At 64.0% G+C, this 12,141-nt stretch carries 10 protein-coding genes and 1 pseudogene; 6 read left to right on the top strand and 5 right to left on the bottom strand.

Annotated elements, in window-relative coordinates:
* Positions 1-261 precede the first annotated feature (261 nt).
* Together dnaA and rpsT are read right to left on the bottom strand one after the other, a co-directional pair.
* Positions 262-1,696 (bottom strand): annotated as a pseudogene (gene dnaA, locus ACVW1C_RS18610) (chromosomal replication initiator protein DnaA).
* Between the two features lie 1,239 nt (positions 1,697-2,935).
* A complete protein-coding gene (gene rpsT, locus ACVW1C_RS18605) occupies positions 2,936-3,202 on the bottom strand; it encodes a 30S ribosomal protein S20 (RefSeq protein ID WP_173639982.1) in 267 nt (88 codons plus the stop codon).
* 373 nt (positions 3,203-3,575) lie between these two features.
* Between rpsT and ACVW1C_RS18600 the strand changes: the two genes are divergently transcribed.
* From ACVW1C_RS18600 to ACVW1C_RS18590, 3 genes are all read left to right on the top strand, one after another.
* Positions 3,576-3,893: a hypothetical protein gene (locus tag ACVW1C_RS18600; protein WP_092120555.1), complete on the top strand. Its 318-nt coding sequence runs from the start codon at positions 3,576-3,578 to the stop codon at positions 3,891-3,893.
* Positions 3,894-4,022: 129 nt separating this feature from the next.
* On the top strand, positions 4,023-4,679 hold the full coding sequence (gene msrA, locus ACVW1C_RS18595; protein WP_456759673.1) for a peptide-methionine (S)-S-oxide reductase MsrA: 657 nt from the start codon (positions 4,023-4,025) through the stop codon (positions 4,677-4,679).
* 198 nt (positions 4,680-4,877) lie between these two features.
* Positions 4,878-5,630, top strand: a complete 753-nt coding sequence (locus tag ACVW1C_RS18590; RefSeq protein WP_456759672.1) for a polysaccharide biosynthesis/export family protein — start codon at positions 4,878-4,880, stop codon at positions 5,628-5,630.
* A 135-nt stretch (positions 5,631-5,765) separates the two neighbouring features.
* Here the strand turns inward: ACVW1C_RS18590 and ACVW1C_RS18585 are convergent, their stop codons facing one another.
* From ACVW1C_RS18585 to ACVW1C_RS18575, 3 genes are read right to left on the bottom strand one after another with little or no spacing between them, the layout of a single operon-like run.
* Positions 5,766-6,440: a dienelactone hydrolase family protein gene (locus ACVW1C_RS18585; RefSeq protein ID WP_456759671.1), complete on the bottom strand. Its 675-nt coding sequence runs from the start codon at positions 6,438-6,440 to the stop codon at positions 5,766-5,768.
* A 50-nt stretch (positions 6,441-6,490) separates the two neighbouring features.
* On the bottom strand, positions 6,491-6,832 hold the full coding sequence (locus tag ACVW1C_RS18580) for a hypothetical protein (protein ID WP_456759670.1): 342 nt from the start codon (positions 6,830-6,832) through the stop codon (positions 6,491-6,493).
* The gene (locus ACVW1C_RS18575) at positions 6,829-7,617 is read right to left on the bottom strand and encodes an alpha/beta fold hydrolase (protein WP_456759669.1); all 789 of its coding nucleotides are present in this window, start codon (positions 7,615-7,617) and stop codon (positions 6,829-6,831) included. Before ACVW1C_RS18575 ends, ACVW1C_RS18580 begins: the two co-directional genes overlap by 4 nt.
* 288 nt (positions 7,618-7,905) lie before the next feature.
* Here ACVW1C_RS18575 and ACVW1C_RS18570 point away from each other — a divergent pair, with 288 nt between their 5' ends.
* The 3 genes from ACVW1C_RS18570 (at position 7,906) to ACVW1C_RS18560 (ending at position 12,073) form a co-directional block, all read left to right on the top strand.
* The gene (locus ACVW1C_RS18570; protein WP_176534725.1) at positions 7,906-8,397 is read left to right on the top strand and encodes a (2Fe-2S)-binding protein; all 492 of its coding nucleotides are present in this window, start codon (positions 7,906-7,908) and stop codon (positions 8,395-8,397) included.
* Positions 8,394-10,679, top strand: coding sequence for a molybdopterin cofactor-binding domain-containing protein (locus ACVW1C_RS18565; RefSeq protein ID WP_456759668.1), 2,286 nt, complete (start codon positions 8,394-8,396; stop codon positions 10,677-10,679). The genes ACVW1C_RS18570 and ACVW1C_RS18565 overlap by 4 nt, the downstream gene beginning before the upstream one ends.
* A gap of 296 nt (positions 10,680-10,975) precedes the next feature.
* A complete protein-coding gene (locus ACVW1C_RS18560) occupies positions 10,976-12,073 on the top strand; it encodes an HD-GYP domain-containing protein (RefSeq protein WP_456759667.1) in 1,098 nt (365 codons plus the stop codon).
* Positions 12,074-12,141: the final 68 nt, after the last annotated feature.

The raw sequence follows: 12,141 nt of genomic DNA, 5'->3' as shown, positions 1-12,141 counted from the left end.
TCAGATGGAAAAGCCGGGCGGCCGTTCAGGGCAGCACCGCGGCATTGGAAACCCGATAAGCCGGATCAATACCGGATTTGATCAAACCCACGGGGGGACCGCAAGGTGGCGCGGATGGGCGGCCGGTGCAAGGGATACGGGCGCGAAACGGGCCCCGTTCCCCACGTTTTGGGCCGGAAAAAAGTTTAGCCCTCCCCTCTTGATAAAGGGGAGGGCTATGGAACGCGCCAGCCAAAATGAGGCGGCCTTATTCCTGCAGTCTTATTCCTGCAATTGACGCTTCAGCGATTCGACTTCCTCCGACAGCGTCGTGTCCTTGGCGACCAGTGCCTCAATCTTGCGCACCGCGTGCAACACGGTGGTGTGGTCGCGGCCGCCGAAGCGCCGGCCGATCTCCGGCAGCGAACGCAGGGTCAGCGTCTTGGCCAGATACATCGCAACCTGGCGCGGGCGCACCACGTTGGCGGTGCGGCGGGACGACAGAAGGTCGGAGCGGCTGACATTGTACTGCCGGGCGACCACGCGCTGGATGTCCTCGATCTTGATCCGCTTCGGCTCCTGCGGGCGGATCAGGTCGCGCACCTCGCGCTCGGCCATCTCCAGCGTCACCGGCTGGTTGTTGAGCTTGGAGTGCGCCAAGAGGCGGTTGATCGCGCCTTCGAGGTCGCGGCCGTTGTGGGTGATGGTGCGCGCCAGATAGTCGAGCACTTCCTCCGGCACATCGAAGGTCGCATGGTGGGCGCGGGCCGCGGCGACGCGCGACTTGAGGATGCCAAGCCGCAGTTCCTCGCCGAGCGAACCCATCTCGACCACCAGGCCACCGGCGAGCCGCGAGCGCACGCGGTCGTCGAGGCTTTCGAGGTCGGACGGCGGACGATCGGCGGCGATCACGACCTGACGACCGGCGTCGATCAGCGCGTTCAGCGTGTGGCAGAACTCGGCCTGCGTCGACTTGCCCTGCAGGAACTGCAGATCGTCGATGACCAGCACGTCGATGCCGCGCAGCGCCTCCTTGAACGCCAGCGCCGTCTGCGTCTTCAGCGCCGCGACGAAGCCGTACATGAACTTTTCGGCGGTGAGATACAGCACCTTGCGCTCGCCGCCGGAATTGCCGGCCCAGGTCACGGCCTGCAGCAGGTGCGTCTTGCCGAGGCCGACGCCGGCATGGATGTAGAGCGGGTTGAACATCACGGGATCGCCGCGGCGACCTTCCGCGACCTGGCGCGCGGCCGCATGGGCCAGCGTGTTCGAACGGCCGACGACGAAGCTCGCAAAGGTCAGGCGCGGATCGAGCGGCGAGCCGCCAAGCGCGTCATGGCTGGCGGACACCGGCCGGCGCCGTCGCGAACGAGCGCAGCTCAGGTGCAGGACGGCCGTCATTGCGCTCGACACGGCGCGCCTCGACCGGCGCAGCCGCTTCCTTCACAGGGGCCATCGCGCGGATCGCCGAGCGCACGGTGAGGTCGATGCGATGTACTTCGGGCATCTCGGCCTGCCAGCAGGACAGCACGCGTTCGGCGTAATGCGCCTGGATCCAGCTCTTGAGGAACCGGGTCGGAACCGACAGGTGCACGCTCTCATCGTGCACGCTCTCGAGATCCATCCGCGCGAACCAGCTCGTGTAGACGTCCTCGCCAACGCTCGTCCGCAAACGTCCCTTTACCCGCGACCAGCGATCCTGTTCCGTGTTCGTCATTGCCTTCGTACTTTTCCAAAACTGAGAGATGATGATTGCGAAAGCGCCGCGCAGGGGTCCTGCCACGACGCGACCTCTAGCGGGCGCGGTCTGCTCCGGACAAAGCTCTCCCGTGTGGCGGCCATGCGCCACGCGACAGGTCAGCTGTTTGGAGAGGATGCGTCCCGCGAGGTCAGCGCGTACTCGACGGTCTCTGCGGGGAAGAGCCAGCGTCCGAGGGGATGATTACGGCACCACAGGAAATTTGCACTTCGGCCGTCGTTGGTTCGACTGCAGTGATGATACCGTAAGGCATAAGTCCTCCCCCTCCCGCCGCGACGTATCGCGGCAAGTTGCCAGCTTGCTCGTGTCTTCAAAATCGGACTGCCGCTACCGAACACCGAGATGTTCGGCGCTTCGCCGCCGCGTGTCGTCGTCAACCCGTTCGCTTGCGCCGCGTTCCCGTTGCCAGATTCCGACTGACGTCCTGGTCTCTCTTGTTCGATCCCCCAAATTGTCGGGGGCACCGCCGGAGATATTTTGACACAGGTCGACCGTCCTCATATCGCTATGAGCCGTCAATCTAGCTTCGCTTGGAAAGCGTCGCTAACGCGCACACCGCCGCCGATTTGCACGTCCGCCCTTGGGTCTCAAACCGCGCTGATCTGGAGATCCGTGGGCGTCGCGAACAAGAAATAAATACACCAAGCGCATTTCCTGACAATCCGTGGATTCGACGGGGGTCGAGACTCTTGGCGACTGTTGCGGTGTTGCCGACGCTGAGTTGCGAAAGCAAGGTTTTGAATCACCGCACAGATTCACGCGTGTCACAAACGACGGTGCAATACCAAAAATTTTTCATAGAAAATTTACATTTGGTCTCGCGCCGGTCATTTTTCCAATCGCTGTTCGGCGCTATGTGCATAAGTAATTCGCGAGACGTCATTTTTCGCGATTGCTTTTGCAGGGTAACCCCGCTGCGCAATTTTCAACGCGAGATATTCGCGCGCTATTCCATCTATCCAGCTTAGTGCAGAACAATCTGTGCGCGAGTGCGGCGCGTTAAGCATAATGAGCCGGTAGAACTACGGACGCGACGAAACATGACACGCAGTTCGTTGCGCGGCAACGCCGACTCTTCTCGCGCCATGAAACTTCCACGACAAAATGCGAGACCAAAACAAAAAGCCCGGCGCGAGCCGGGCTTCGTGACAAATGTGTTCTTCGGTCAGCTCACGCGGCGAGCTGTACTCGCTGAGCTTACTTGGCGAGCTTGGCGATGCTCTGCGTGAGGCGCGACACCTTACGGCTCGCGTGGTTCTTGTGAATGATGTTGCGCTGCGCTGCCTTCATCAGTTCGGGCTCGGCGTGGCTCATCGCCTTAAGTGCCGCCTCGCGGTCGCCGCTCTTGATTGCTTCCTCGACGGTGCGCACGGCGCCACGCATCTGCGTGCGGCGCGACTTGTTGACGATGGTGCGGCGGGCAATCTTGCGGGTCGCCTTCTTGGCGGAGGTGGTGTTGGCCATGGTTCTCTAACTGTCCTTCGGCGGTGATCGCTCGGTGGTCGGGCTTGCGCGCACCGGCCGGTTCAAATCTCAACTCTGATGTATTTGTCCAAGGTGGTTTTCTCGGGTGTCCTTGAGGCGGCCATGCCAAGGCGCATAATGCTGCCCCCGCATGCGGCACTGTCCAAAGAACAGCGGCGGCAGGATTGCGCCCGCCGCCATCGGCCGGTCTTATAGATGGCGCAGGCTTAACCGTCAACGCTTTCGGGACCCGAAAAAGGGCCCGAAATCGGCCTCGCGAGGTCCGGATAAGCCGCTGAAGAGGTTGAATTTCCGGGGGGCGCCCGGTAAGGCCTGTCGACGTGTGGGGCGCGACAGGGAGTTAGGGTGACGCATGATCCGCGGCTTTTTCCGCCTGATCGGCCTTTTGCTGCTGGCCGGCAGTTTCATCTTCATGGTCTATGACGGGGCCCGCTACGTCGCCGACCAGAGCCTGCGGTTCACCCAATTCGGCCAGTTCTGGAACGATATCCATCAGTCGAGCCAGCAGGCGTTCCATGCCTGGGTGGATCGCTTCGCGCCCTGGCTCTGGAACGGCGTGATCCGCGTGCTTCTGGAGCAGCCGGTGTTCGCGGTGCTCGGCATTGCCGGCATCCTGCTGATGATCCTGTTCCGGCCGCGCAAGCCGCTGATCGGCTACGCACGCGACTGAGTTGGCTGCATCTCTCTTGGCCGCGGCCGTCAGTAACGGGGCTGCCATCGTCCGCGTAAGGACATATATAGGTGACAGCCGGCCCGCAGGCCGTTGCCGCGTCGGCCGATGTCCCGCCCGGAGGTATCCATGTTGTTCATGCGCAAGACCACCGCGTTGCCAAGCGCCGCCGAGGCGCTGCCAGGCCGCACCACGCCGATCCCGACCGCGACCACGCATTTCGTCAACGGCAGCAAATTGACGCCGCCATATCCGCAAGGCCTCGAGCAGGCCGTGTTCGGGCTCGGCTGCTTCTGGGGCGCGGAGCGGAAGTTCTGGGAACTCGGCGACGGGATCTACACCACCGCGGTCGGCTATGCCGGCGGCCACACGCCGAACCCGACCTATGAAGAGGTGTGCTCGGGGCGCACCGGCCACACCGAAGTCGTGCTGGTGGTGTTCGACCCGAAGAAGATCTCCTACGAGAAGCTGCTGAAGACGTTCTGGGAGAACCACAACCCGACGCAGGGCATGCGCCAGGGTAACGACATCGGCACGCAGTATCGTTCCGCGATCTACACGTTCAGCGACGAGCAGCACAAAGCCGCCGATGCGTCGCAGGCGATGTATCAGAAGGCGCTCGCCGCCAAGGGCCTCGGCGCGATCACGACGGAAGTGGCGCCGGCCGGCGAGTTCTACTTCGCCGAGGACTACCATCAGCAATATCTCGCCAAGAATCCGGCGGGCTATTGCGGGCTTGGCGGCACCGGCGTGTCCTGCCCGATCGGTGTCGGCGTCACCGCCTGATCGCAGCTTCTGTTGAGCATGATCTCCGCGCAAACGCTCTCGCGTTTGTCGCGAGGGAAAACCGGTTCCCACCTTTCCGGATCATGCTCTAGATCGAGGGGGGTCGGCTTTCCGGCTCCCCGTTCGGTTCTCGAAAACCTTTTATTAACCATAAGTGGTGCAAGACTGGGCTTGTCTCGCCGTCGAGGGATAGGTCCGGTGCCGGTTGCACGCGCGTTACGATTGCCGATCACTGCCGTTGTGGCTGCGCTCGCGCTGTCTGGCTGCATGAGCACGTCCGGTCCGGTTGCTGTCGGCCCGCAAGGTGTCGATGCCGTCACCTATGGACCGGCTTACGCATCCGGCCCGGTTGCCGATGCCGGCGGTGGTGGTGGTGCGATCAGCGCACTGCGTTCCGCCTTTGCCAGCACTTCTCCTGGTTATGGCTATGCCGCGCCGGGTGCCGCTCCGGTGGTTTATGCCGCCGCACCGGGTGGGCCCGCCGGTTACGACAACTCCTATCATCTCGGCCCGGGCGACAAGCTCCGCGTCGTGGTCTACGGCCAGGAAGGCCTGACCAACTCCTACGCGATCGACGCCGCCGGCTCGATCACCATGCCGCTGATCGGCTCGGTGCCGGCGCGCGGCCGCACGCCGGCCGGCCTCGCCGGTGAAATCTCGGCTCGGCTGCGCAACGGCTTCATCCGCGATCCTTCGGTGGCTGTCGAGATCGAATCCTACCGGCCGTTCTTCATCCTCGGCGAGGTCCAGGCTCCCGGCCAGTATCCCTACGTGCCGAACATGACCGTCGAGAGCGCGGTCGCGATCGCCGGCGGATTCTCGCCGCGTGCCAAGCGCGACCAGGTCACCCTCACCCACACCGATGCATCCGGCTCCGGCCGCTTCGTGGTGCCGCTGGGCACGCCGATGAGCCCGGGCGATACGGTGTTCGTCGGCGAGCGCTGGTTTTAAAGCAACGTCTCTCCATCAGTCATTCCGGGGCGCGCGAAGCGCGAACCCGGAATCCATCACTCCGCGCGTCTTGCGGCGAAATGGATTCCGGGCCTGCGCCTTGCGGCGCATCTCGGAATGACGAGATGGAAAGAGCTATCGCCGCAAATACTTCGCGAAAAATTCCATGCTGCGCGGCCAGGCGATGTCGGCGCTCGCCTTGTCGTAGCTTGCGCGTTCGTCGCAATGGAAGCCGTGCTGCGCGCCGGGATAGATGAAGACCTCGACCTCGGGCCGCTTCGACTTGATGGTCTCGACATCGCTCAAGGGAATGCCCGCATCCTTCTCGCCGAAATGCAGTTGCGTCGGCACGGTCGGCTTGTCGTCCGCGAAGCGGATCACGGCGCCGCCGTAGTAGCCGATCGCGGCCGAGAGCCCGGTCAGCTTGGTGGCGGCCGCATAGGCGATGCTGCCGCCGAGGCAGAAGCCGATGATGCCGACCGGCCCGACCGACTCCACCGCGTCGATCGCTGCCTGGCTGTCGCGCAGCATCGCGGCAAAGTCCGGATTGGCGACGAACTTGCGCGCTTCGGCCACCTCATCGGGGGAGTAGCCGCTCTGGAAGTTCGGCGTGATGCGGTCGAAGATCGACGGCGCAACCGCGACATAGCCTTCCTTCGCCAGCCGGTCGCAAACCGAGCGGATGTGGTGGTTGACGCCAAAGATCTCCTGGATCACCACGATCGCGCCCTTCGGCGCGCCAGCGGGATCGGCGCGATAGGCGCCGAGCTCAAATCCATCCGAAGCCTTCAGCTTGATGTCTTGTCCCATGGTCCATCCTTGTCATGTTGGGGGTTGCATGAAGCTTTCGATGATGAGGTTTAGCGCCACATCCAGTTCTCGCCCCAGTCGGCCTTCCAGCCGGCGAGCCGGCCTTTGCGGAACTGCAGAAAGAGACGATCATGGTGCGGAAACAGCCCGCTGCCGCCGAGGTCGCGGAAGGTCAGGAATATCTCGTTGCCGGGCCGTCCGCTGACATGGGTGAAGGGGGTGCCCAGCACACGCTGCGCGGCCGCGACGTCCATGCCGAACACCAGCGGTGTGTTGTTCGACAGCGTCGCGGTGAAGGTTGGCGTGGCCGGGTCGGCGAACGGCCGTAGCTTCTGGGCGTTCGCTCCTGTCGCGGCCGCCGTCAGCAACAAGGCGACGACAATCGTCTTCATGAGGCGGCCTTTCCCGGCGCGCCGGCTTCAAGGCTATCGAGGAACGGCAGCACGGCGGCGATAAAGGCCTGCGGCTGGTCGATGTTGACGGCGTGGCCGGCGTTCGGAATCACCGCCTTCTGCGCGCCCGGGATCTTCGTCGCCATGTAGTCGGACGCCGCCAGGAACGGCGTGTCGTTGGCCCCGACCACGACCAGTGACGGGACCTTGATCCCGGGCAATGACTCGATCACCCGGGCATCGCGTTGCGCCAGCATGCCGCGCGCGGCATGCGCCAGGCCCCTGGCGTTGCGATGCGTGACCGACGCGCGCTCGGCACTCAGCGACTTCAGCACCTCGAGCCCTTCACGATCGAAGCGGTCGCCAGTGTCGCGGGCGCGCGTGTTCCAGACCTCACGGGCGTCGTCCTTCTTGAATCCCGGGCCGGTGTCGATGATCAATAGCGCGCGCACCCGCTCCGGATGGGCGCGATGAAAGGCGAGCGACATGTAGCCGCCGAGCGACAGGCCGCCGACGATCGCCTTGTCGGCGCCGGCAACATCGAGCAGGGCGGCGATGTCGCCGACCGTCGCCGCTTCACTGTAAGCATCCGGATTGTCGGGATAGTCGGACTGGCCGTGCCCGCGCATGTCCCAGAGAATGAGCTTGTGCCGCTTCGACAGCGCCTCGATCTGGCCGTGCCACATCGCAGACGTCGACGAATAGCCGTGGGTGAGGATCAGGGGCGGGCCGCTGCCGTGAATCTCGTAATAGATATCGACGCCGCTGCGGTTGAGCTTGGCCATTGACGGGCTCCTTCTGTTGTCGACGTCAGGTCCGGCAGCGCTACCGACCTTGGTAGGAGTGATCGATACGACATCAATACTGGCATTTCAAAAACTTCATGCTGTTGCCGCATCGCACAACAGGGAGTTTTCCGAAATTTATTCCTTTCGAGCAATTCCAAATTGGATTGCCTCCAGCCAGGAACCGGATCATTGTTTCGGCAACTGTCGCTTACCCGGTGGGCGCCAGCCATGACCCAACAGTGAGTTGCCGCCGTAAGCGGCTTCCGACACCGGAAGGGGAGAGAGATGCCAAATCTCAACATCAACGGACGGAATATGTCCGTCGAGGCGGCCAATGACACGCCGCTGCTTTGGGTCATCCGCGAGCAATTGCAGATGACGGGCACCAAATTCGGTTGCGGCGCCGGTCTTTGTGGCGCCTGCACAGTTCACGTCAATGGCGAAGCGGTGCGGTCCTGCCAGACCTCGCTCGCCGACGCCGTCGGCAAGAAGATCACCACCATCGAAGGCCTCTCCGCCAAGGGCGAGCATCCCTTGCAGAAGGCCTGGGTCGCCGAGCAGGTGCCGCAATGCGGCTACTGCCAGTCCGGCCAGATCATGCAGGCAGCCGCGCTGCTGTCGAAGAACACCAATCCGACGAAGGAAGAAGTGGTCGCGCATATGGACGGCAATCTGTGCCGTTGCATGACCTATTCACGAATCCAGAAGGCGATCATGCGCGCTGCGTCCGACATGCGCACCGCATCGGCCACCGGATCCGAGCGGAGGGCCACATGAACAAGCACGTGAAAAACCTCGCTCCCGAGACGACCGATCTCAGCCGCCGTTCCTTCCTGGTCGGCACCGCTGCAACCGGTCTCGTGCTCGGCTACGCCGCGTCCGGCATCGATGAGGCGCTTGCGGCGCCCGCACCCGCCAACTTCGAGCCGAGCGTCTGGTATTCGATCGCGCCCGATGGTCTCGTCACCGTGACCTGCGGCAAGGCCGACATGGGCCAGCACGTCGCCTCGACGATGGCGCAGATCGTGGCCGAAGAGCTCGGCGCGAACTGGAAGGACATGCGGGTCCAGCTCGCCTCCAACGATCCGAAGTTCAACGATCCCGTGCTGGGCGCGCAGATCACCGGCGGCAGCTGGTCGACGATGATGAACTTCGACGCCATGAGCCGCGCCGGCGCTGCCGGCCGCATCGCATTGACCGAGGCGGCGGCGGCCGCCATGGGCGTGCCGGCCAGCGAGCTGGTGGTGCGCGCGTCGACGATCAGCCATCCGAAGTCGAAGAAGTCGATGTCGTTTGCCGAGGTGGTGAAGAGCGGCAAGGCGACCAAGACCTTCACGGCGGACGATCTCAAGGCGATCAAGCTGAAGTCGCCCGAGCAGTACACCATGATCGGCGTCTCGGTGCCGCAGCTCGACATTCCGCTGAAGGTCAACGGCGCGGCCAAGTACGGCATCGACGTGATGCTGCCGGGCATGGTCCACGGCGCGCTGGTCACCCCGCCGATCCGCTACGGCGCCACCGTGAAGTCGGTGGACGATAGCGCGGCCAAGAAGGTGCCGGGCTTCATCAAGGCCGTCACCCTCGACGACAAGACCACAACCACGACCGGCTGGGTCGTCGCGGTCGCCAACACCTATGCGCAGGCGAAGAAGGCCGCCGAGGCGCTGAAGATCAGCTATGACGGCGGCCCGAACGCCAAACTGTCGAGCGAATCGCTGTTCGCCGAGGCCAAGCGGCTGCAGGGGCTCAGCGATTCCGGTGAGTTCTTCGTCAAGGACGGCGATCCGAACGCAGCCTTCGGCACGGCGGCCAAGGTGCTCGAGGCGGAATACACCACCAACATCAATATCCACGCGCCGATGGAGCCGATGAACGCCACCGCGGAGTTCAAGGGCGACATCCTGCACATCTATTCCGGCAACCAGTTCGCGACGCGCTCCGGCGCGATCGCGGCCGGCGCCGCCGGGATCGATCCGAAGTTCGTGGTGATGCACCAGATGTGGCTGGGCGGCGGCTTCGGCCGGCGTCTCGACGCCGACATGATGGTGCCCGCGGTGCAGGCGGCCAAGGCCGTCGGCAAGCCGGTCAAGGTCATCTACACGCGCGAGAACGACATGACGATGGATTTCTCGCGTCCGCTGACCTACCAAAAAGTAAAGGCTGGCGTGGACGGCGACGGCAAACTCGTCGCGTTGAGCCACGATGTCGTCTCGGCCTGGCCGACCCAGCGTTGGGGCATCCCCGACTTCCTGTCGCCCTCGGTCGACAAGAAGGGACCGCTCGATGCCTTCACGGTGAACGGTTCGGACTTCTTCTACACCGTCCCCAACCACTATGTGCGGGCGATCAAGAACGAGATGGCGCACAACGCCACCCCGTCCGGTCAGCTCCGTTCAGTGGCGCCGGGCTGGACGTTCTGGGCGGTCGAAAGCATGGTCGACGAGATCGCGCATGCGACCGGCAAGGATCCGGCCCTGCTTCGCGTCGAGCTGCTGGACGGCAAGGGCAAGAACGACGGCGGCGCGCAGCGTCTGCGTAACACCTTGCTCGCGGCGATGGGTCTCGCCGGCTATGGCACCAAGAAGCTGCCCAAGGGCGAAGGCATGGGCGTTGCCTGCGTGTCGTCGCAGGAGCGCGCCACGGCGAGCTGGACCGCTTGTGTCGCCCACGTCGCAGTCGCCCCCTCGGGCGAGGTGACGGTGAAGAAGCTGACGGTTGCGACCGACGTTGGTACGCAAGTGAATCCCGACGGCATCCGGGCCCAGGTCGAGGGCGCGGCGCTGTGGGGCATGTCGCTGGCGCTGTTCGAGAAGGCGACGTTGAAGGACGGCGGCATCGAGCAGACCAATTTCGACACCTACACGCCGCTTCGGATGAGCCAGCTGCCGGAAGTCGCGGTCAACGTCATCGCCAATGGCGAGAAGGCGACCGGCGTCGGCGAGCCCGCAGTGACGGTGGTGGCGCCGGCGATCGGCAACGCCGTCTTCAACGCGGTCGGCGCCCGCGTCCGCGGCCTGCCGATCACCGCGGAGGCCGTCAAGGCTGCGATGAAGGCGTAACGGCCTGAACCAATGAAGGCGCCGGAGAGCTTAGCCGCTCCCCGGCGTTTTTCTTTGCTCCAAGCGTCGGCCGGATGGTGGCGGCAGCGACGTCTTTGGCACCGCGAAAATTCACGATTCGTCGGCGCTGCGGCTGCCCGCCATCATTTTCTGCCGGTCTGATTCTGCTGGTGGATTCCGCGGTTCCTCAAATTGTATCCATTGCGCTTAACCGCCGTTCAGCATCCCCATTAAGCCGGAGGGAACGCATCGTCAGGTAGCGTCGCGGCGTCGGTCGTTACCGCGACGGGGATTCCATGACAGCCTTAGCCAACAACAAGACTTCGAAGCGCCGCCTGCTGCTGGCGTCAGATCGAAGCGATCAGAGCAATGAACTCGCCAGCATCCTGCGCTCGGTGGGCGAGGTCGATACCGTTCCGACCTCGGACATTCCCGAGCAGCCGGCCCGCGATCTCTCCGGCATTGTGGTCGACATCAATCTGCGCTCGCCCGAAGCCGTGCAAATGGTCCGCGCCAAGCTGCAGGCCGACGCCTATCGCGAGATGCCGCGGCTGTTCGTGCTGGCGGATGCGCTGCACCACGCCTCGATGCAGGCCTGGGCGCTCGGCGCCACCGACACGATCTCGCGGCCGTTCGACGCGCGCGGCATCCTGCAGCGCATTCGCGCCGCGTTTCCCGATGACAGCGGCTACGACGAGACCGACCGCGGCAAGGCGCTCAACCGCGGCGTCGAGGCCGCGCACGGCGTGATGGTCAAGATGTTCGAGCGGATGCGCGCCGGCGAGCCGCTGAAGTTCGAGGACATCGTCGCCGCCGAAAACAAGATCCTCAAGGCGATCAAGCACAACTCGCTGCGTGAATGGCTGACCACGGTCGGCTGCCATCACCAGGAGACCTATCGCCACTGTCTGTTCGTGACCGGCTTTGCGGTCGCGTTCGCGCAGCATCTCGGTATGCGCGATGACGACCAGCGTCGGCTCGCCCGCGCTGCGCTGCTGCACGATGTCGGCAAGGCTTTCGTTCCGGTCGCGCTGCTCGACAAGCCCGGCGCATTCACGGTCGAGGAAATGGCCGAGATGCGCGAACATCCGCGCCGCGGCTACGAGGCGCTGTCGGCGCAGGGCGGCTTTCCGCCGGAAATGCTCGACGTGATCCTGCACCATCACGAATTCCTCGACGGCACCGGCTATCCGAACGGTCTCAGCGGCAACCAGATCAGCGACATCGTCCGCGTCACCACGATCGTCGATGTCTATGCCGCTTTGGTCGAGAAGCGCGCCTACCGGCTGCAATTCACCCACGCCAAGGCGTTCTCCATGATGGAGGAGATGGGCGGCAAGCTCGACCAGCAATTGCTGCAGGCGTTCCGCCCGGTGGCGTTCGGGCATTATTGAGCCCGCCGTCATTGCTCCGCCACGCCGCGCAATAGCGCGTGCGGCGCGACGCATAGCCAATCAACGCA

This window comes from Bradyrhizobium sp. USDA 4011, assembly GCF_054063415.1.
This window is presented reverse-complemented; position numbering and strand designations above follow the sequence as displayed.

What these genes read in the sequence shown, in the direction of transcription:
- rpsT (WP_173639982.1), bottom strand. Translation starts at nt 3,202, where the DNA reads ATGGCCAACACCACCTCCGCCAAGAAGGCGACCCGCAAGATTGCCCGC.
- ACVW1C_RS18600 (WP_092120555.1), top strand. Translation starts at nt 3,576, where the DNA reads ATGATCCGCGGCTTTTTCCGCCTGATCGGCCTTTTGCTGCTGGCCGGC.
- msrA (WP_456759673.1), top strand. Translation starts at nt 4,023, where the DNA reads ATGTTGTTCATGCGCAAGACCACCGCGTTGCCAAGCGCCGCCGAGGCG.
- ACVW1C_RS18585 (WP_456759671.1), bottom strand. Translation starts at nt 6,440, where the DNA reads ATGGGACAAGACATCAAGCTGAAGGCTTCGGATGGATTTGAGCTCGGC.
- ACVW1C_RS18580 (WP_456759670.1), bottom strand. Translation starts at nt 6,832, where the DNA reads ATGAAGACGATTGTCGTCGCCTTGTTGCTGACGGCGGCCGCGACAGGA.
- ACVW1C_RS18575 (WP_456759669.1), bottom strand. Translation starts at nt 7,617, where the DNA reads ATGGCCAAGCTCAACCGCAGCGGCGTCGATATCTATTACGAGATTCAC.
- ACVW1C_RS18570 (WP_176534725.1), top strand. Translation starts at nt 7,906, where the DNA reads ATGCCAAATCTCAACATCAACGGACGGAATATGTCCGTCGAGGCGGCC.
- ACVW1C_RS18565 (WP_456759668.1), top strand. Translation starts at nt 8,394, where the DNA reads ATGAACAAGCACGTGAAAAACCTCGCTCCCGAGACGACCGATCTCAGC.
- ACVW1C_RS18560 (WP_456759667.1), top strand. Translation starts at nt 10,976, where the DNA reads ATGACAGCCTTAGCCAACAACAAGACTTCGAAGCGCCGCCTGCTGCTG.